This window comes from Xanthomonas sp. F14, from assembly GCF_014199865.1.
The window spans coordinates 207,396-226,854 of record NZ_JACHOM010000001.1 but is presented as its reverse complement, the minus strand read 5'-3'; the positions used below and the strand labels follow the sequence as shown (position 1 = coordinate 226,854).

Here is a 19,459-nt window from a genome sequence, read left to right as displayed (position 1 = left end):
ACCCCAAGGCCGCAATGAAAATCCTTTTCCGCACGTACTGCTCCATGTCGTGTGCAAACTGAGCGCGAAATTTACCAGCAATCGCAGACCAGACAAAGTTTCAATGAAAATCGCGCGAGGGCAGCTGCATCTCGCCGAGCAGGTCACTGAGGTCGTGCAGGTCGCCGGCGATGAGATGCTCCACGCCGTCCACGCGTTCCCAGCGGCCGCGCACGGCCAGCAGGCGTGATTCCAGCAGTGCGCGGCGGCGGCGTAGCGCCAGATGCGACCAGACGATGACGTTGATCATGCCGTGCTCGTCTTCCAGGGTGACGAAGATGGTGCCCTTGGCGGTGGCCGGGCGCTGGCGCTGGGTGACCAAGCCGGCGACATGCACGCCGCTGCCGTGACGGCGGCCCTGCAGTTCTCGCAGGCCGAGGATGCGCCGCTGCTGCATCTGCGGGCGCAGCAGTGCCATCGGATGCTGGCGCAGACTCAGGCCGACCGAGCGATAGTCGGCCAGGATCTCTTCGCCTGCGCGCGGGGCTTCAAACGTCACCGTGCGTTCTTCGGGGCTGCCCGGTAATAACGGCCGACGCGCTTCCACGCCAGCCATCGCCCAACGCGCAGCATTGCGATTGCCCACCATGCCCTGCAAGGCGCCGGCTTCGGCCAATGCCAGGCGCGCCTTTTCGTCGAGTGCGGCGCGCAGGCACAGATCGCCGATATCGGCGAAGGCCCGCTGCGCGCGTGCCGCGACAATGCGGTTGGCCACCACTTCCGATAACCCGGCGATCTGGCGCATGCCCAGCCGGATCGCCGGTTGCTCGCCAGGGTCGGTAGCGCTGCGCCACGGCCGGCCGCCCACCAAGGTGTTGTCCCAGACGCTGTGCAGCACATCCACCGGCAATACCTCCACGCGCGCACGCTCGGGACTGCCGCGGCGTGCGTCCTGCACGATCTGACTGGCCGAGTAGAAGCCCATCGGCTGCGCATTGAGCAGCCCGCAGGCGAAGGCCGCCGGCTCATGGCGCTTGAGCCAGCAGCTGGCGTAGACAAGCTTGGCGAACGAGGCGGCGTGGCTTTGCGGGAAACCGTAGGAACCGAAGCCCTTGATCTGCTCGAAGATCTGGTCAATGAAGGTGGAGGCGTAGCCTTTGCCCTGCATGCGCTCGCGCACCCGCGCGCGGTGCTGTTCCATGTCGCCGCCGCGCCGCCAGGCGGCCATCGAGCGGCGTAGATTGTCCGCTTCGCTCTCGCTGTAATCGGCAGCGTGCATCAGCAGCTCCATCACCTGTTCCTGGAATAGCGGAACTCCAAGCGTCGGCTTGAGAATGTCCTCCACCTCTGGCGAGGGGTAGTTCACGTCCTCGCGCCCCTGCCGCCGGCGCAGATACGGGTGCACCATGTCGCCCTGGATCGGGCCGGGGCGCACGATCGCCACTTCGATCACCAGGTCGTAGAACACCGCAGGCTTGAGCCGCGGCAACATCGCCATCTGCGCGCGCGACTCGATCTGGAATACGCCCACGGTGTCGGCGCGCTGGATCATCTTGTAGGTCGGCTCGTCATTGCCTGGCAGCGTGGCAATGCTGTAATCGCGCCCGCGGTGGCCGCGCACCAGCTCCAGCGTCTTGCGGATGCAGGTCAGCATGCCCAGCGCCAGGCAATCGACCTTGAGCAGCTTCATGGTTTCCAGATCGTCCTTGTCCCACTGGATGATGGTGCGGTCGGCCATGGCGGCGTTTTCCACCGGCACCAGCAGCGACAGGGGTTGGTCGGAGATGACGAATCCGCCGACATGCTGCGACAGATGGCGCGGGTGATCGCGCAGTTGCTCGGTCACCGCAAGAATCTTGTTGATCAGCGGGTTGGCCAGATCGAACCCGGCCTCTTCGATGCGCTGTTCCATCGGCGTTTCGCCATTGCCCCAGCCATAGCAATTGGCCAGCAACGCAATCTGGTCCGGCGGCAGGCCGAACGCCTTGGCCACATCGCGCACGGCGCTCTTGCCGCGATAGCAGATCACCGTCGCCGCCAATGCCGCGCGTTCGCGGCCGTACTTGTTGTAGACGTACTGCAGCACCTCCTCGCGGCGTTCGTGTTCGAAATCGACGTCGATGTCCGGGGGCTCGTCGCGTTTTTCGGACAGGAAGCGTGCCATCAACAGACGCGTTTCATCCGGGTTGACCGCGGTGATGCCCAACGCATAACACACCGCCGAGTTGGCCGATGAGCCACGGCCCTGGCAGAGGATGTGCTGCTCGCGGGCGAAGCGCACCACGTCCTGCACGGTGAGAAAGAAGGCCTCGTAGCTCTTATGCGCGATCAGCGCCAGTTCCTTCTCGATGTCGGCGCGTACCTTTGCCGGCGTTCCATCCGGCCACCGCTCACGCATCCCCTCTTCGGTGAGCTGTCGCAGATAACTCGCCGGCGTATGCCCTTGCGGCACCAGTTCGCGCGGATAGGTGTATTCAAGCCTGGAGATATCGAAGCTGCAGCGCTGCGCCAGGTCCACTGCGGCCTGCAACAGCGCATCCGGATAGATGTTGCCCAAGGCACGCCGCGTGCGCAGATGGCGCTCGCCGTTGCGGAACAGGTGCGCGCCGCACTCGGCCAACGGCAAGCCGTGGCGGATGGCGGTCAGGGTGTCCTGCACGATGCGCTCGCGCCGCTGCGCCATATGCACATCGCCGCTGGCCAGAGCGGTCATGCCCAGTTGCTGCGCCAGCAGCTGCAGGACAAGCAACCGCGCCGCATCGTCTTGTTCGCGGTGCAGTTCCACCGCCAGGAATGCACGCTCGCCGAACACCTGCTGCAGCCAGGCGCCCTGCTCGGCCTGTGGCTGCGCGTCGGGTAACCACAGCGCGAACACGCCCGGTTCCACCGCGCGAAACTGCGCCTCCACCTCGGCACGCCCGAGCCGGTACGCACCCTTGCTTGCCGCACGCCGCGCGGTGGTGATCAGCGCGCACAACTGCGGATAGCCGTGCGCGTTTTCCACCAGCAGCACGAAGCGGGTGCCATCGACCAGGGTGAATTCGCTGCCGACGATCAGGCGCACGCCGGTGGCGCGCGAGGCTTCCAGGCCGCGCACGATGCCGGCCAGCGAGCACTCGTCGGTGATCGCCAGGGCGCTGTAGCCGCAGTGGTGCGCGCGCATGAACAATTGTTCGGCGCTGGAGGCGCCGCGCAGGAACGAAAAATCCGACAGGCAGTGCAGCTCGGCATAGGCAGGCAGCCCATCGGCGACCATGGCATGGGCGATGTCGTCGTTTGCCGCGCGCAACCGCGCGGCGACCGTCCAGGCGCGCGGCATGCGCCCACCGGGGGTATCGCGGTCCACGCCGTCGACGGCGTCATCCCAGCTCATGCGCGCACCTCTTCGACATCGTGCTGCCACCGCACATGTGCTGCAGATCGACGCGCTGCGTTTGCCTCTTCGGTCCGTGGCATCGGACGCGTGCGGCACCGCTGCGATGACCAGCGCCGCAGGCAATGCACCGCTGCTGCAAGGGCATGCAACCGGTCATGCGAACCACCCGTGCAGCATCCAGCCATCGACACGGCCAGGAGCGGCGAACGCCCAGCCACGCCGGCCGCGCGCGGTTTCCACCACGTAGTAATCGCGGCGCGCCTCGTCGTCGTCCCACCAGCCGCTTTCCAGCCGCTCCGGGCCGGAGATGATGCGCAGCTGCGTCTCGTGCAGGGGCACCGGCTGCGGCAACAGCCAGGTCGGGCGCGGCGGACGCGGCGGCGCCGCAACGTCGCGCACCGCATCGCCAATGGCGCGCCGCCAGGCACGTTCCGGGCGCGGGTCGTCGGCCGGCAGCACGCGATACACCGCCTCATCGCCCAGCCGCGCGCGCAAGCGCTCGCGCAGCTGCGGCCATTCCACCGATTGCTGCGCACGTTGATCGAACAGATCGCGCATGGCCGGCACGAACGGTGGCAGCTGCCGCGCCAGCAGGCGCATCGCCACTACCGGGCGTGGAATCTCCACCCGCTCCAGCCGGTTACGCGCAAGCTCGAACAACAGCGTCGGCGCGCGCTCCGGCGTCAGCAAGCCGATCTCGACATCGGTGGCGCCTTCCTCGTGTTCCAGCCGCAGCAGGAACCGTTGCACGCCGCCGTCGCGGATGGACAGGTAGGTGCACAGGTCGCCGATCAGGCGCCGCAGCGGGAACAGCAGCGCCGGATGCATTTCCACCTCGTAGCCGAGTTCCACACGCTGGTCGAAGTGGTCCGGTGGCGCGTAGCACTCCAGGGGGTCGTCGACCTGGCCGTAGAGGCGGTCCAGATGTTCGAGCAGGCCCGCGCCGAACCGCCGGCGCAGCCCATCGCGCGGCAACGCGCGCACCGCCGCCAGCGTGCGCACGCCCATGTGTTGCAGGCGCTCGCCGGCATCGCCCGGCAACGCGGCGCGGCGTACCGGCACCTTGTCCAGCGTGGCGTGCAAGACCGGAAACTGCGTCACCACCATGCCATCGCGCAAACCGGCCAGCACGCGCGCGGCGCGCGGCGTAGGTGCCAGTGCAAGCCGGTGCCGGAAGCCCAAGGCCTGCAGTTCATCGCGCAGGCGGCGCTCGAAACGCGGCCATGGACCGAACAACCGAAAACTGGCACCGGCCTCCAGCACGATGGCACGCGACCATTGCTGGCTCACCAACGAACTGTGCCGGTACGCCCACGCCGCGAGAAACCGCTGCGTGCGCGCCTCAGCCTGGGCCTCGTAATCGATGGTGCGTACATGGGCCATCAGCGCATGCGCCGCCGACAGCCGCATGCCGGCTTTCAGGCCGGCGGCGGACGCCGCTGCATTGACCGAGTGCAGGCTGCGCAACTGCGCCGGCCCTTCCACCAACGCCAGCGGTGCGTCCGGATCTTCCAGACGCCGGAGGACGGCGTCCAGCGCCAGCTGCGGCAGCAAGATGCAGGCCCACAACATGCGCGCGCCTCAATGCGCCAGCCGCAACGGCTGCGACGGGACCTGCCCGCCGCGGCACTTGCGTACCTGCCAGGCATCGCGCTCGGGCAGGAATTCCAGCCGTAACGCCGCCGGCGATGCATTGACCGCATGCTTGCGATCGCGCAACGCGAACGCGCAGCAGTTGCCGCTGTCGGCGGCGACCTGCAGCCGCCGCAATGCACGTGCATCGCCGGTCTGCGGCCAGCCCAGCACTGCCGCGCATGCGCCACTGCGCAGGCATTGCTCGAACGCCCACAAGGCATCGCGCGGCTCGGCCTGCACCACTTCCAGATGTTCCAGCACCACCCCGCCCGCCTGCCAGGCCGGCGCATAGGGAATGAACGGCGGCGCCACCAGCACCACCCGGCTGCTGGCGCCGGTCATGCGCGCCAGCGTGGGCAACAGCAGGGCGATCTCGCCCACGCCATGCGCGGGCAGCAGCAACTCGGTCAGTGCCCGCCGCGGCCAGCCGCCATCGGGTAGCAGCGCATCCAGCGCCGCATGCCCGGTGGATTCGCCGCCATGGGCGATGGCGGTGCCACGACCCGCGCGCCACACCGTGCGCGCGGCCAGCAGGGCGTCCAGCGGCAGGGCGATTGCCGCGTTGCCGTCCTGCCTGATGCGGGCGGGCTCCTGGCTCATCTCAACCCTGCCGGATCAGACCGCAGTACAGTCCTTCGATCGCGAAGTCGGCATCGGCCGCCACCACGATCGGCGCATGCGCGCGGTTGCGCGGCAACAGGCGGATGCGTTCGGCACCGCGCTCCAGCCGCTTGATGGTGATTTCACCATCCACCCGCGCCACCACGATCTGCCCATTGCGCGCCTCGCTGCTGCGATGCACGCCGACCAGATCGCCGTCCAGGATGCCGTCGTCGATCATCGAATCGCCTTGCACCTGCAGCAGATAGTCCGGGCGCAACGAGAACAGCGTGCGGTCCAGCCACAACTGCCGGTCCAGGCCGATATCCGCCCCGATCGGCACACCGGCCGCCACCCGGCCCAGCACCGGCAAGGCCAGCAAGGCATCGCGCGCGGCCCCGCCCGGCATGCGGATGCCACGCTTCTGATTGGGCTGCAGCTCGATCAACCCGGCCTCGGCCAGCGCCTGCACGTGCTTTTGCGCGGCATTGCGCGAGGCGAACCCGAACGCCTGCGCAATCTCGGCCAGGCTGGGGGATACCCCTGCACGGGCCTGTTCCTGCAGGAAAGCCAGCACCGCCTGACGCTTGGGGGAGAGAGGTTCCATGGGAGTGCAACGGCCGGCCGGGACAAGGTGTACATTTGTACACCTGTCGGTCGCAGCAGGCGAGATCGGCCCATGCAGGTTGCTGAGCCGCTTCAGCCAGGACAGGCTTGTGATCGGCTGGAGACGGAGTTATAACTTACGTACTAACGAGGGCGTCGACCATGAAGCTCAAGATCACCTCCATCGGCAATTCCGCTGGCGTCATCCTGCCCAAGGAACTGCTCGCCCGCCTGCGCCTGGGCAAGGGCGATGAACTCTATGCACTGGAAACGCCCGACGGCATCAAGCTGACCGCGTTCGACCCGACCCTGGCCGCGCAGATGGATGTGGCCGAGCAGGTGATGCGCAACCGCCGCGCGTTGCTGCACAAGCTGGCGCAATAAGGCTCGACCATGATCGTCTGGATCGAGCGGCCACTTGTCCTGGCCATCCACGATCGCCAACTGGCCGAACACGGCGGCGGCAGCGGCGTGCGCGACGACGCCCTGCTCGACTCGGCACTTGCCAGGCCAAAGCAACTGCGGTCCTACGGCGAGCCGCCACCGGACCTGGCTGCGCTTGCCGCCAGTCTTGCCTACGGATTGGGCCGCAACCATCCGTTTGTCGACGGCAACAAGCGCACTGCCGCCGTCGCTTGCGAAACCTTCATCGTGCTCAACGGAGCGACCTTGGCCGCCGATGATCTGGAACTCTACGGTTTCTACATCGGCCTGGCCGATGGCTCACTCGATGAAGCGGCCTGCGCCGCGTGGTTGCGCTCACGCCTGCGCTTGCGGCATCCAGACCGCGTGCACGAATCGGCGCCGTCATATGAGTGACTGGTAGCCCGGCAAGCCTACAGTGCAGCAGCCATCCATGGCGCGCATCGCTGCCCTGCCCGCTGCCACTGAAAACAGCGTCAGCGCCTAGTCCTTCGCATACACCACCCCCAGCTTGTCGATCTCCTCACCCGCGCGACCGGTGAAACCGGCGATATGCCAGCCGCTGGGAGCGGTCAGCGTGTAGCTCTCGCTGGTCGGGCTGCCCACCTGCACGCTGCGGCCTTTGTTGGTGCGCAGGCTCAGCGAGAACAGGCGGGTGCGGTCGTTGTACTTGCCCACAGTGAAGGTGGCCGAGGACAGCGTTTCGTTGGCACCCAGCGACAGTGTGGTCGCCTGCCCGCCGCTGCCGCCGTGCGCGAGCAGCTTGCCGCTGTCCAGGATCACGCCGACGCCATCCAGGCGCGCACCGCCGCGCAGGGTCACGCCACTGAGCGGACGCACGCCAGGATTGCCGGCCAGATCGTTGAACGGAACGCCATGCGGACCACCGAACTGGTCACTGGTACGCAATCGGTCGCCCACGGCCCATCCGAATTGCGCATGCAGCGGGTAGTGGTCGGACAGCGGCTTGCCGGCGCTGTCATAGAAGCCGCCGCCATCGAGCTGGTAACGGTTGGCCACCAGGGTCAATTGCGGCGCGTCGCGGTACAGGATCTTGTCGACCACTTCGCAGCTGTTGGTCGGCGGCGTGCCGCACAACAGCGGTGCGGCGCCGGCCGCCGGTGCTGCGCCCTTGATCAGTTCCACCCACGGATCGGTCAAACCGTTGGAAGCGATCAACTCGCGGATGTTGTCGTCGCTGCGGGTGTAGCGCGTATTGGAATCCATCATCACCAGCACCGCATTGCCGGCCGACCAGGTCTGGATGAACTGCGAGAGCTGGCCGATATTGGCGCGACGTGCGGACAGGTCGCCCGCTTCGACCCCGGCATTGGGGTGCGCGTTGTAGACGTCCAGTAACACGCCGTCTGCCAGACGCACGCGCATGTAACTGAAACCCTTCGGGGTCAGGCAGTCGGTGCCGTTGCACTGGTTCCACTTGACCCGGGTGAAGTCGTTGAAGGGATAGTTGCTGAGCGTGTTGAGGCCGTCGCCGAACGCGGCACCGCCACTGGTGGCAGTGCGGTAGGGATGCGCGTCGCCGGCGTACAGCGTGGCGTGGTAGTTGAAGTCTTCCTGCACGTTGACCAGCCCGTAAGGCGCCAGTTTCGGTGCGAGCAGTGCGGTGCTGGTGGCCGGCGTTCCGCTGGACAGGCCTTCGGGCAGGCCGGCGACGTTGTAGGTCAGTACGTCGAGTACGCCGACGTCCGTTTGCGCCTGTGCGACGCCTGCACAGGCAAGTGTGAGAGCAGCTAGCAAAACGTAGCGAGCGGTTGTCAGGTGGGTGCGGACGGCGCGGAGGAACCGCAGTGTACGAGTGGTACATGAGGATTCCGAGCACCGGCCGCGCCCGCCTGGCGAACGCGCAGTAGTTTTGGTAGTTGCTCTCAGAGCGGTTCCGAGACTGACGAGAGTACGTCGCTGGTGGAGCATAAATCGCCTCTTGCAGTGGTGAGAAACAGCGGCTGGCACGGTGGCCAGGGAAACGGCGCCGATGCGCCGATGCAACCACGCGCGCCGACCGCGGCCGGCGCGCGCGGCGTCATTCGCTCAGGTAATGCGGGTCGATCGCGGCGTCGATCAACGTCGCCAAGGTTGATAGCGGGCAGTCGTACTCCGGGGTGGCGCTGCTGCAGCCGGGAATGAACACCGGCGACGACGGCGGCGGCGCCTGCGGTGTCAGCGCGCGGCGTTCGCGCAGTTGCGCCAGCGTCTGCGCGGTATAGCGCAGGCGGATCACCCGCTGCCCATCGGCACGCCGCCAGCGTTCGAACACCAAGGCGCCTCCAGGCACGGTCTGGTCGGGTTGGTAACCGGGCAACTGCCAATGCAGATCGAACATGCCGGCCAGCAGCGTCAGCGTGCCGTCGTGACCGGATAGCACCACCAGCCGTGCATCGCCACCGATCGGCATGGCCTGCGGTGGATTGCGATTGCCACTGGCGACACTGCCTTGCTGCAGCGTCTCCAGCAGCCGCGCCGCCAGCGGCGTACTGGCCATGCGCGCCACCGTCGGCGCACGCAGGCGCAGCGCGAACTCGGCCTGATGCGGGGCGAACGCGCGCAGCAGACTGGCTTCGTCCACGCCTTGCCATCCCAACGCGGCAAAGTCCTGGCCGTCGGCCCAGCCCATCAACAGGCTTTCGCTGATGCCGGAAGCTGCCGGTGCCGGGCCTTGGACACCGGCGATTCCGTCGTGGGCAGCGCCCATGCCTGCGGGCACCGCATCCAGGCGTTGCTTGCCGGCACCGGCCTGGGTCAGGCACGGCCGCTGCGCGCATTGCAGCAACAGTTGCTGCAAGCTGTCGATCGCATCGCGTTGCGCCGCATTCCAGGCGACCACATCGCCACCGACGCGGCCGGCAATGGCCGCGCGCATCAACGCCGCCGCAGCGGGTTGTCGCAATGCCGGCGCGCCGTCAAACAGTGGATCGGACGCGTCATCGGCCACGTGGTGCACCGTGTTCGTACACCCCGGGGTGAGCGTGCTTGCCAACGCACGCGCCGAGGCGATGGTGCGCTGGGTGCGATTGGCCCAGTAGTAGACATTGGCGCAGCCATCACCATCGAACAGACCCAACGGCATGTAACGGGCGCGGTAATAGGCACCGAATAATGCCTCCAGACGCGCACCGTTTGCGGTCAGGTGGCCGGCCGGCACATCGAAGCGGGGCCAGGGACGTGCGGAATAGCGACCCAGTTGCTCCGGGCTGGACATCGCCGCACGCACGCCGTGGCGCTTGAGGATGACGACTTTCTCAAGCGTCTCCGACGTGGTGGCGGCAGGCGCTACCGGCATGGCCAGGCCGGCCACGACCAAGACAAAAAAACCGATACAGCTACGAAGCAGTAATGACATGAGTGGTCTCAACACGTGATGCAGCTGTTGCACACCGCGATACGCGGCGATGTGCGGCTGGCAACAGCGCCATAGCCGAAGCCATGGCCCTTGCAGATGGCGCCTTGCAGCAAGGCGCCCGGTGGCGGCATTGGCTGCCGCCAACAAACTGGATCGGCGATCACGACGGCTGCGCTCGTCGCAAGGCCTCCGTGGCGGCATGTCACCCGCAAACACAGCGCCCCCGATGCACACCGCACGTCGCTGGCAACTGCCCGTCAGGTCTCCAGCCCTTGTCAAAAGCGCGCGCGCAACCCCAGCGACCAGGTGCGGCCGTAGTCGGTATAGCCGCCGAACAGGTGATCGCCAACGAACTGGCGCTGCACTTCGCCGGTGAGATTGATCGCGTTGACGAACACCGACAGCGTGTCGTTGACCTTGTAGGCGACATTGGCATCCAGGCTGCCGAACCGGTCGCTGTTGAGCGTTGCCACATTGGCAGTGCCCACCGCGTTGAGGATGTCGTCGCTCCAGCTATAGCTGACGCGTGCCATCAACGGCCCCTTCTCGTAGAACAGCACGGCGTTGTAGGTGTTCCTGGCCACGCCTTCCAGGCTGTCGGTGAAGCTGCCGGTGCCGTCGTGATAGGTCGCCTTGCTGTCGGTCCAGGTGTAGTTGAGCTGCATGCCCAGGCCGTCCAGCGGCGACGGCAGGCCGCTGAAGACCTGCTGATACGCCACCTCAGCGCCCTGCACCATCGCCTTGCTGCCGTTGGTCTTGGACGACAGCAGATAGGTCTGACCTTGGTAGACCAGGTTGGACATCTGGGTCTGGATGAAGCTGGAGATGTCCTTGTAGAACAGACCGCCAGTCAGTGCCGAGGTGCCGTCGATGTACCACTCGAAGGTCAGGTCGTACTGCCATGCCTCGAACGGCTGCAGCGCTGGGTTGCCGCCGCTGGCGGTGAGGCGTTCGCCACTGGAATTGAAGGTCAGCTTGGACGACAGATCGGTAAGGTCCGGGCGCGTGATCACCTTGGCCGCGGAAGTCCGCAGCACCATGTCCTCGCGCACGTCCCAGGCCGCGTTGAACGAAGGCAGCACATTGGTATAGCTGCGCTCGAAATGCACCGGCTGTGCGCTGCCGTTGACATCGGCATGGCCATCGGTGGCCTGCTCGGTGCGCACCACGCGCGCGCCGACATTACCGCGCAGTTCCCGGCCCGCCAGCTGGGTGGCGAAGTTGCTCATCGCGTACGCCGAGGCAATCTTTTCCTGCACCTCGTAGGAATTCTGCAGGTCGGCGCTGTTGGGCGTGTTGCTCAGATCGGCGCTGGTCGGCCAATTGCCCCAGAACGCGGATTCGATCGGCGCCAGCCATTGCCGCGGCAGGTTGCCGTTGGCGTCCGACAGCATGTCGCCCACCGGCAACGCGGTGAAATAGCTGCCCGGGAAACGTACCCCGGCAATGCTGTTGAGCAGCAGGTCGGCGCGATCGTAGGTGCGCGAGCGCTGGCGGTACTTGGCGCCCACCTTGAAATCGCGGAAGAAGCTGCCGTCGAGTGTGCGCCTGGCATCGAACTGCAGCGCGTCTTCCTTGTCGCGCGCATCGATCTCGCGCCATTCCAGCCGGCGCCCTGCCACGGTGGCCGGGTTGGTCGGATCGAAGCCGTTGGTGAAGCTCCAGTCCGGTACGTTGTCGCCGTCGGCTTGCGGCATGTCCACGCGCATCGACAGGTTGGTGCCGCTGCGCAGACGGGTGCGCCGGATCGGGTCGGAGTCGTAGCTGTGCGCCTGCGAGTGGAACGCCACTGCGCCCAGTGTCCACTGGTCGCCGCTCCAGGTAGTGGACAGGCGTGCACTGCGGTTGTCGTCGGTGATGCCGGAGGTCTCGCGCGAGATCTGCACCTGGCCGTTGCGATAATCGAAGCCGGTGATACCGCCGTTTTGTACCCGCAGATTGCTCAGCTTGGCCAGGCTGTCGAAGCCCACGCCCATGCTGTATTCGTCGTAATGCACGGTCTGCTTGGCGTAGAGCAGATCCAGATTGGTCTCCCATGCCGCGCTGGGCTTCCATTGCAGCGAGGCCGCCACGCCGGTGCGCTCGCGCTCTTCCAGCTCCAGTGTCGGGCGCAGGCCGGTCGGCACATAATTGGCACCGGGCACACCCGGCACGCCGTTGCGGTAGTAGTCCCAGCTCACCTCGTTGACGCGGTCCTGGCGCAGCGTGCGTTGCGCATATGCACCGGAGATCAGCATGCCGAAGGTACCCTCGGCATTGACCCAGTTGAACAGCCCGGAGACGCGCGGATCGTTGGCCTGGGTGCGCTGGGCCTGGCTGGATTCCAGCGATACGTTGGTCAGTGTCTTGCCCAGCTCCAGCGGGCGGAATGTACGCACGTTGACGATGCCGCCGATGGCGCCTTCGTCCAGATCGGCGGTGGGGCTCTTGATCACATCCAGCCCGGAGACCAGTTCGGCCGGCAGCGTGTCGTAGCGGAACTGGCGCCCGGTTTGGCCGGAGGTGCGCACGTTCTCGTTGACCGCCATGGTCTGGCCGTTGAGCGTGGTGACCTGGAAATTCGGACCCAGGCCGCGCACGCGCACGTACACGCCTTCGCCGCGGTCGCGCACGATCGACACGCCCGGCACGCGCTGTAGCGCCTCGGCCACGTTCTGCGCGGGCAGCTTGCCGATGTCTTCGGCGGCGATCACATCCACCACGCTGTCGGCGTAGCGTTTCTGGCGCAACGCGGCGCTGAGGCTGCCGGCGTAACTGCCGAGCACCTGGATGCTGTCCAGTTCCTGCACCGGCGCGTCTGCACGCGGCACCTGTGCCGTGGCGACCGCGGCCGTTGCCGGAGCCGCTGGCGGCAGGCCGGGCGCCGGCTCGGCGGTTTCGATCGTCACCGTGGTCGCATCGAGATAGCGGTAGCGCAGGCCGGTACCGTCGAGCAATTGCTGCAGGGCCTGCTCGGGTGCGACGCCGGCCGCGGTGGCGCGGGTCTGCGGGTTGCCGGCCACGCCGGCGGCATAGACAAACTGCAGCCCGGTCTGGCGCGACAGCGCATTGAGCGCGCGCGCCAGGGGCTGGGCCGGAATCGCCTCGACCGCGACGGTGGCAGCAGCCGTCTGGGCGCCAGCGGTACCGGCATGCAGGGCGAGAGCGATCGAAAGAAACAACGTACGGCGCATCGTGAAATCCAGTAGGGGAGGAAGCAATGCGCAACACCACCCGCCACGCGGGGAATGCTGCGTTGTACCTGGACTACGAGCATCGACAGCGACGATCGGGCACCGTTTTTTGATGAATTTTCTGTGACATCTGCGCAGGCACCGAACGGTGCGGGCACGACGCACGGCATCTGCATCGCGCTGCGCCTTGCGTGCACGAGGACGTGAGGTCTTGCATGTGCGTGGACGCAGCCGCAGACGGCCATCGGCATGCACGCGGCGCAATGGCATCGGCAACCCCATCCACTGCGCGCAGGATCAATGCATGTACGCTACGCGCGCGATGCGGCATGCGCACCCGCTGCAGGCATCACGGCGTCGTGCAGCGCCGTGGCTATCGTGTCGCCGTTACCGGCGTAGGCCGGCTGCTCACGCGCAGCATCCCCGGCGCGCTGACCACGCGCAGGTTCGGCTGGCCATCCAGGAAGGCACGCAGCGCGGCGAGATCGTCACCGCGCAGATTGCCGGTGAGCCGCAGCGCACCGGCGGCAGCATCGTCGATCGACAAACGCGTGCGGTTGAGACGATTGAAGTCTTCGGCCACCGTGGCCAGCGGCGCATCGCGGAACACGATGCGCCGCTGCCGCCAGGCATGCATGGCGGCCACCTCTTCGCTGGCCAGTTCGATCTTGCCGGTGGCCGCATCGATCCGTGCGCTCTGCCCTGCCCCCAGGTTGGCAAGCATCGGCTGCCCATCGCGCGCGTCGCGCCAGACATGGACACGGCCCTCGGCGACCTCGATGCGTGCCTGGTGTTGATACAGGGCGATATCGAAGGTGGTGCCGATATCCTCGACACGCAGATGGCCTGCATGCACCTGCAACGGGCGCCGGTCCGCTGCGACCACGAAGCTGGCCTGGCCACGCAGCAGCTGCAGGCGGCGGCTCCACGGCGTCATGGTGGCACGCAGGCTGCTTTGCCCATTCAAATGCACCACGCTGCGGTCGGCCAACTGCACGCTACGTTGCTCGCCGTGCGCAGTGGCGTAGGTCTGCGTGCGTGGCCAGGCCCAGCCGGTCAGGATCGCCACGCCGCACAGCGCCGCCGCCAGGCCCGTGCGCCAGCTACGCATGCGTGCATTGGGTTGGCCTTCGCTGCGGCGCGGCCGGGCAGCGGGTTGCGGTGCTGGCTGCCCTCGTGACCGCAGCGGCAGCGCAATCACATTGGGCGGCGCGGCATCGGCAGTCTTGCGCCGGTCGGCAGCAAGCAGGGCATCCACGTCCAGGTCCATGCCGCGCATGGCATCGCCCAGATCGCCGGCCACACGCAGCACCGCCATGTATTCGCGCACATGCAACGGCGATGCGGTCAGCCATTGCAGAAAGCCTGCCTGTTGCGTCGCATCCAGCACCTGCATGCGTTGCAGCGCATGCCAGTGCGCGGCTTCACCGACAACGCTGCGGCTCGGTAACACCGGCTTGCTCACCAGCTGTCCCCGCTGTCGGCAACCGCCCGTCTGCAGGCCGACAAGCCACGCACCACATGCTTCTTGACCATATGCGCAGACACCCCCATACGCTCGGCGATCTGCTTGTAGCTGAGTCCGTCGCGGTACTGCATCACCAATACCGCGCAGGTGCGCTCCGGCAACGTGGCCAGCAGGGCCTGCAGGCGTTGCTGACGCTGCTGCCGGTGCGCGGCGTCTTCCACGTCGTCGCCTGCGGCCAGAAGCTGCGAAAACTGTTCCATCTCGTCGATGCGCAGTGGCGCCTGCTTGCGTCGCGCGGCCTGCTCGCGCGCCAGATTCAGCGCCACCGTGTACAGATACGCCTCGGGATTGGCGATCGCCTCGCCCTGATCCTGATGCGCACGCAATAGCCGCAGATAGGTTTCCTGCACCAGGTCTTCGGCATCCTCGTTGGCGCCGCGACGCACGAAAAAGCCACGCAGCACCGATCCGTGCTGGGTGAACACCTGCGTCCAGGCGCGGGTGGCGTTGGCTTTCATGCGGGCGCGTTCCCCTGTGCGCTTGGCCGGCTAGCCTGGCCAATGCAGGTGACACCACGATGACGCACCGACGATGGCACCGGCCTGCGATCAAGCGATGTCATGCGCAGCAACGCCGCCATGTTTCGCGCATGACCACGCTCAGGCTTCACGCACGCGTGAAAGAGACCTCACTCACCTACACCACACCTTGACCACGCAGGCATCAAGGTGAGGGTCCTCCTCTCAGCCATCGCCACGGGGTTCGCATGAATGCCACACCCGCCACTGCCACTCATCTGGCGCCGGCCACCGCCACTGCTGCGCCCACCTACCCGGTCAACCTGCGCATCAATGGCCAGCCTTACCAATTGCAGCTCGAAGCCTGGGTCAGCCTGCTCGATCTATTGCGCGACCGGCTCGACCTCACCGGCACCAAGAAAGGCTGCGACCACGGCCAATGCGGCGCCTGCACGGTGCTGGTCGATGGGCGCCGCATCAACAGCTGCCTGACGCTTGCGGTCATGCAGGACGGCGCCGAGATCACCACCGTCGAAGGCCTGGCCGAGGGCGAACAGCTGCATCCGCTGCAGCGTGCCTTCATCGAGAACGATGCCTTCCAGTGCGGCTATTGCACGCCCGGGCAGTTGTGCTCGGCAGTGGGCCTGATCAATGAAGGCAAGGCGCATGATCGCGACCAGGTGCGCGAGTTGATGAGCGGCAATCTGTGCCGCTGCGGCGCCTACCCGCAGATCACCGATGCGGTGATGCAGGTCATGGGCAAGCCCAGCGACAGCAGCGAGAGCGCCGCCACACCGTGGACCCCAGGGACGGTGCCGGCATGATCCCGCTCACCTATACGCGCGCGGACAGTGTCGATGCGGCGCTGACTGCCCTGTCGGTGCGCGGCAGCGACCCGCACCCGGTGCCCGCCGAAGCCCCGGTGCGCCTGATCGCCGGCGGCACCAATCTCACCGACCTGATGAAGCTGCAATTGATGCGGCCAGGCAGCCTGATCGATATCAATCGCCTGCCGCTGGACAGCATCAGTACGCTCCCCGAAGGCGGCCTGCGCCTGGGCGCACTCGCACGCAATGCCGACACCGCCTATCACCCCGACGTGGAGACGCGGTATCCCTTGCTGAGCGCGGCGATCCTGGCCGGCGCCTCGCCACAGATTCGCAACATGGCCAGCAATGGCGGCAACCTGCTGCAGCGCACGCGCTGCCTGTATTTCTACGACCATGCCACCCCATGCAACAAGCGCGCGCCCGGCACCGGATGCTCGGCGATCGGCGGGCTCACCACCTATAACGCCATCCTCGGCGCCAGCGCGCAGTGCATTGCCACGCACCCGTCGGACATGTGCGTCGCGCTGGCTGCGCTGGACGCAGTGGTGCACGTGCGAGGCCCCAACGGCGAGCGCGACATCCCGTTCGCGCAGTTCCACCGCCTGCCCGGCGAGCACCCGGAGCTGGACAGCACCCTGGCCCCGGACGAGTTGATCGTGCATATCGACCTGCCCGATGCACAGCGCTTCGTCGCGCACAGCGCCTACCTGAAGATCCGCGAGCGCCTGTCATATGCCTTCGCGCTGGTGTCGGTGGCGGCGGCGCTGGACCTGGCCGAGGACGGCAGCATCCGCGAGGTGCGCGTGGCCCTGGGCGGCGTGGCGCACAAGCCCTGGCGCAACCCCGACGCCGAAGCGCAGCTGGTGGGCAAACCGGCCACGGCCGAGAGCTTCGGCAGCCTGGCCGATGCCTTGCTGCAGGGTGCGCAACCGCAAGGCAACAACGCCTTCAAGCTGCCGATGGCACGCCGCGCGATCGTGCGTGCCCTGGACGTCGCCCGCGAGGGCACCATCGACAACCGCGGGCGAACCAGCGCGCTGGAGGAAGCGCCATGAACGCACGCAGCACCGATCTACCCGACAACGACCTGATCCCGCCGGTTGCCGACAGCGGCACCGGCTATCGCCCCACCGGCACCGGCGTCACCCGCATCGACGGACGCGCCAAGGTCACCGGCCAGGCACGTTATGCCGCCGAATGGCCGGTGGCGGATCTGGCCTATGGTGTGGTGGTCAACAGCAGCATCGCCAAGGGCGAGATCGTCGCCTTCCATCTTGATGCCGCGCGTGCGGTGCCGGGCGTGCTGGAGATCGTTACCCATGAAAACCGCCCGCATATGCGCGGCATGGATGTGTTCTACAAGGACATGACCGCACCGGCCGGTTCGCCGTTCCGGCCCCTGTACGACAACAAGATCCTGTACAGCGGCCAGCCGATCGCCCTGGTGGTGGCCGACACTTTTGAAGCGGCGCGCCACGCGGCCCACCTGGTGGAGGTGGAACTGCTGCAGGACCCGCACGACACCAACCTGATGACCAACCTGGACCGCGCGCACAAGCCCAAGGCCATGAAGGCTGGTTTCTCGCCGCCGCCCAAGGACAAGGGCGAGCCGGACACCGCCTTTGCCAATGCCGCTGTCCAGGTGCAGGCCGACTACTACAGCGGCGTGGAGCACCACAATCCGATGGAGCTGTTTGCCTCCACGGTGATCCGCGATGCCGATGGCCACTTCACCATCTACGACAAGACCCAGGGCTCGCAGAACAGCCGTTGGTATGTCTCGCATGTGTTCGGCCTGAGCAAGCGCAAGGTCACCGTGCGCAATCCGTACGTGGGTGGTGCCTTCGGCTCCGGGCTGCGCCCGCAGTATCAGTTGCCGCTGGCGGTGATGGCGTCGATCCTGCTGGACCGCTCGGTGCGCGTGGTGCTGACGCGGCAACAGATGTTCACCTTCGGCCATCGCCCGGAGACATTGCAGCGGCTCAAGCTCGGCGCCGACCGCGACGGCAGCCTGCGTGCGATCTGGCACGAGGCCATTGCCGAGACCTCGCGCATCGAGGATTACGTCGAGGTGGTGGTCAACTGGAGCGGGCAGCTGTATGCCTGCGACAACGTGCATCTGGGCTATAACCTGGTGAGCCTGGACCAGTTCAGCCCGATGGACATGCGCGCACCCGGTGCCGCACACGGCGTGCATGCGCTGGAAGTGGCGATGGACGAGCTGTCCTATGAGCTGGGCATGGATCCGCTGGCGCTGCGCCTGAAGAACTATGCCGAGGTCAACCCGGCCGACGACAAGCCCTACTCCACCAAGGCGCTGCGCGCGTGCTACCAGCAAGGTGCCGAACGCTTCGGCTGGGCGCAGCGCCCGTTGCAGCCGCGCGCACGCAAGGAAGGCAACGAGTGGGTCGGCTGGGGCATGGCCACCGGGCAATGGGATGCAATGCAGATGTTTGCGCGCGCGCATGCGGTGCTGCACGCCGATGGCCGGCTGGTGGTGAGCAGCGCAGCCAGCGATATCGGCACCGGCACCTATACGGTGATGGCGATGATTGCGGCCGAAGCACTGGGCCTGCCGCTGGAACAGGTCACCTTCCAACTCGGCGATTCGACCCTGCCGGTCGCACCGATCGAAGGCGGATCGTCGCATGTGACCACGGTGGGCTCGGCGGTGGATGGGGTGTGCGCGAAGCTGCGCGCACGCTTGCTGCGCCTGGCGCAGGCGTTGCCGAACTCGCGCTTTACCAAGGCCAAGCTGGACGAGGTGGTGTTTGCCGATGGCACGCTGGCCTTGCGCGCCGATGCCGGCACCACCATTGGCTTGACCGAATTGTTGCGTGCAGCAGAACTGGAACAGATCGAAGACAAGTTCCTGCTGCTGCCCAATGTGCTCAAGCAACGCAAGTACACCCGTGCCACCCATGGTGCGGTGTTCGTGGAAGTGCGGGTGGACGAAGAGCTGGGCACGGTCCGCGTCACCCGCGTGGTCAGCGCGGTTGCAGCCGGGCGCATCCTCAACCCGATCACCGCGCGCAGCCAGATCGTCGGCGGCGTGGTCTGGGGCATCGGCCAGGCACTGCACGAGCACACCCAGTCCGATCACCGCTTCGGCCGTTTCATGAATCACGATTTTGCGATGTATCACGTCTCGGCCAATGCCGACATCCACGATATCGATGTGATCTTTGCCGACGAGGACGACCGCATCGTCAGCAGCCTGGGGGCGAAAGGCGTGGGCGAAATCGGCCTAGTCGGTGTTTCGGCGGCGATCTGCAATGCGATCTTCCATGCCACCGGCAAACGCATCCGCAGCACCCCGATGACGCCGGACAAGGTGATGGCGGACTGAGACCTGCACTTGCAGGTGCCTACGCCCTATCAGGTAGAGCGATCTGCCTGAGGGCGGACGCGCCTGCAGCGTGTTGTCGCTGCAGCGTCCGCGACGACCGCAGGCGCGACACTCAGATCAGCCGCGTGTCGGTGGCGCCGAACC

14 protein-coding genes and 1 other RNA gene are annotated in these 19,459 nt (G+C 66.7%); 5 read left to right on the top strand and 10 right to left on the bottom strand.

The genetic code is table 11. The features are described from left to right. Positions 1-100 precede the first annotated feature (100 nt). The 4 genes from GGR73_RS01070 to lexA all read right to left on the bottom strand — a co-directional run bounded on the left by GGR73_RS01070 (position 101) and on the right by lexA (position 6,197). The gene (locus tag GGR73_RS01070) at positions 101-3,352 is read right to left on the bottom strand and encodes an error-prone DNA polymerase (RefSeq protein WP_184455289.1); all 3,252 of its coding nucleotides are present in this window, start codon (positions 3,350-3,352) and stop codon (positions 101-103) included. 156 nt (positions 3,353-3,508) lie between these two features. Beyond that, positions 3,509-4,927 carry a Y-family DNA polymerase gene (locus tag GGR73_RS01065; RefSeq protein WP_184455287.1) on the bottom strand — a complete coding sequence of 473 codons (1,419 nt, stop codon included), beginning with the start codon at positions 4,925-4,927 and terminating at the stop codon, positions 3,509-3,511. 9 nt (positions 4,928-4,936) lie between these two features. Then, positions 4,937-5,590, bottom strand: coding sequence for a translesion DNA synthesis-associated protein ImuA (gene imuA, locus GGR73_RS01060; RefSeq protein WP_184455285.1), 654 nt, complete (start codon positions 5,588-5,590; stop codon positions 4,937-4,939). A 1-nt stretch (position 5,591) separates the two neighbouring features. Then, positions 5,592-6,197 carry a transcriptional repressor LexA gene (gene lexA / locus GGR73_RS01055; RefSeq protein ID WP_184455283.1) on the bottom strand — a complete coding sequence of 202 codons (606 nt, stop codon included), beginning with the start codon at positions 6,195-6,197 and terminating at the stop codon, positions 5,592-5,594. Between the two features lie 161 nt (positions 6,198-6,358). On the opposite strand from lexA, the gene GGR73_RS01050 reads away from it, so the two are divergent. After that, positions 6,359-6,580 (top strand): AbrB/MazE/SpoVT family DNA-binding domain-containing protein, encoded by a 222-nt coding sequence (locus tag GGR73_RS01050; RefSeq protein ID WP_016903820.1) that lies wholly within the window; start codon positions 6,359-6,361, stop codon positions 6,578-6,580. Between the two features lie 9 nt (positions 6,581-6,589). After that, the gene (locus GGR73_RS01045) at positions 6,590-7,015 is read left to right on the top strand and encodes a type II toxin-antitoxin system death-on-curing family toxin (RefSeq protein WP_184455281.1); all 426 of its coding nucleotides are present in this window, start codon (positions 6,590-6,592) and stop codon (positions 7,013-7,015) included. A gap of 87 nt (positions 7,016-7,102) precedes the next feature. Here GGR73_RS01045 and GGR73_RS01040 read toward each other — a convergent pair whose 3' ends face one another. The 6 genes from GGR73_RS01040 to GGR73_RS01015 form a co-directional block, all read right to left on the bottom strand. After that, positions 7,103-8,377 (bottom strand): jacalin-like lectin, encoded by a 1,275-nt coding sequence (locus GGR73_RS01040; protein WP_184455279.1) that lies wholly within the window; start codon positions 8,375-8,377, stop codon positions 7,103-7,105. Next, a non-coding RNA gene (locus GGR73_RS01035) (sX9 sRNA) lies at positions 8,369-8,444 on the bottom strand. Before GGR73_RS01035 ends, GGR73_RS01040 begins: the two co-directional genes overlap by 9 nt. A 216-nt stretch (positions 8,445-8,660) precedes the next feature. Then, positions 8,661-9,977 carry a histidine-type phosphatase gene (locus tag GGR73_RS01030; protein ID WP_184455277.1) on the bottom strand — a complete coding sequence of 439 codons (1,317 nt, stop codon included), beginning with the start codon at positions 9,975-9,977 and terminating at the stop codon, positions 8,661-8,663. A 275-nt stretch (positions 9,978-10,252) separates the two neighbouring features. After that, complete coding sequence (locus GGR73_RS01025) at positions 10,253-13,150, bottom strand: TonB-dependent receptor (RefSeq protein WP_184455275.1); 2,898 nt, start codon at positions 13,148-13,150, stop codon at positions 10,253-10,255. 373 nt (positions 13,151-13,523) lie between these two features. Then, positions 13,524-14,546: a FecR family protein gene (locus GGR73_RS01020; RefSeq protein ID WP_456362932.1), complete on the bottom strand. Its 1,023-nt coding sequence runs from the start codon at positions 14,544-14,546 to the stop codon at positions 13,524-13,526. Positions 14,547-14,611: 65 nt separating this feature from the next. Next, complete coding sequence (locus GGR73_RS01015; protein ID WP_024938642.1) at positions 14,612-15,136, bottom strand: RNA polymerase sigma factor; 525 nt, start codon at positions 15,134-15,136, stop codon at positions 14,612-14,614. A 248-nt stretch (positions 15,137-15,384) separates the two neighbouring features. Here GGR73_RS01015 and GGR73_RS01010 point away from each other — a divergent pair, with 248 nt between their 5' ends. The 3 genes from GGR73_RS01010 to GGR73_RS01000 are packed head-to-tail and all read left to right on the top strand — an operon-like array spanning position 15,385 to position 19,315. Continuing rightward, positions 15,385-15,960, top strand: coding sequence for a (2Fe-2S)-binding protein (locus GGR73_RS01010; protein ID WP_024938641.1), 576 nt, complete (start codon positions 15,385-15,387; stop codon positions 15,958-15,960). Next, positions 15,933-17,021, top strand: coding sequence for an FAD binding domain-containing protein (locus GGR73_RS01005; RefSeq protein ID WP_184455271.1), 1,089 nt, complete (start codon positions 15,933-15,935; stop codon positions 17,019-17,021). The genes GGR73_RS01010 and GGR73_RS01005 overlap by 28 nt, the downstream gene beginning before the upstream one ends. Further along, positions 17,018-19,315: a xanthine dehydrogenase family protein molybdopterin-binding subunit gene (locus GGR73_RS01000; protein WP_184455269.1), complete on the top strand. Its 2,298-nt coding sequence runs from the start codon at positions 17,018-17,020 to the stop codon at positions 19,313-19,315. Before GGR73_RS01005 ends, GGR73_RS01000 begins: the two co-directional genes overlap by 4 nt. Positions 19,316-19,459: the final 144 nt, after the last annotated feature.

Coding starts and splice junctions, on each gene's coding strand:
- GGR73_RS01070 (WP_184455289.1), bottom strand. CDS start 3,352: ATGAGCTGGGATGACGCCGTCGACGGCGTGGACCGCGATACCCCCGGT.
- GGR73_RS01065 (WP_184455287.1), bottom strand. CDS start 4,927: ATGTTGTGGGCCTGCATCTTGCTGCCGCAGCTGGCGCTGGACGCCGTC.
- imuA (WP_184455285.1), bottom strand. CDS start 5,590: ATGAGCCAGGAGCCCGCCCGCATCAGGCAGGACGGCAACGCGGCAATC.
- lexA (WP_184455283.1), bottom strand. CDS start 6,197: ATGGAACCTCTCTCCCCCAAGCGTCAGGCGGTGCTGGCTTTCCTGCAG.
- GGR73_RS01050 (WP_016903820.1), top strand. CDS start 6,359: ATGAAGCTCAAGATCACCTCCATCGGCAATTCCGCTGGCGTCATCCTG.
- GGR73_RS01045 (WP_184455281.1), top strand. CDS start 6,590: ATGATCGTCTGGATCGAGCGGCCACTTGTCCTGGCCATCCACGATCGC.
- GGR73_RS01030 (WP_184455277.1), bottom strand. CDS start 9,977: ATGTCATTACTGCTTCGTAGCTGTATCGGTTTTTTTGTCTTGGTCGTG.
- GGR73_RS01025 (WP_184455275.1), bottom strand. CDS start 13,150: ATGCGCCGTACGTTGTTTCTTTCGATCGCTCTCGCCCTGCATGCCGGT.
- GGR73_RS01020 (WP_456362932.1), bottom strand. CDS start 14,546: ATGCAGGTGCTGGATGCGACGCAACAGGCAGGCTTTCTGCAATGGCTG.
- GGR73_RS01015 (WP_024938642.1), bottom strand. CDS start 15,136: ATGAAAGCCAACGCCACCCGCGCCTGGACGCAGGTGTTCACCCAGCAC.
- GGR73_RS01010 (WP_024938641.1), top strand. CDS start 15,385: ATGAATGCCACACCCGCCACTGCCACTCATCTGGCGCCGGCCACCGCC.
- GGR73_RS01000 (WP_184455269.1), top strand. CDS start 17,018: ATGAACGCACGCAGCACCGATCTACCCGACAACGACCTGATCCCGCCG.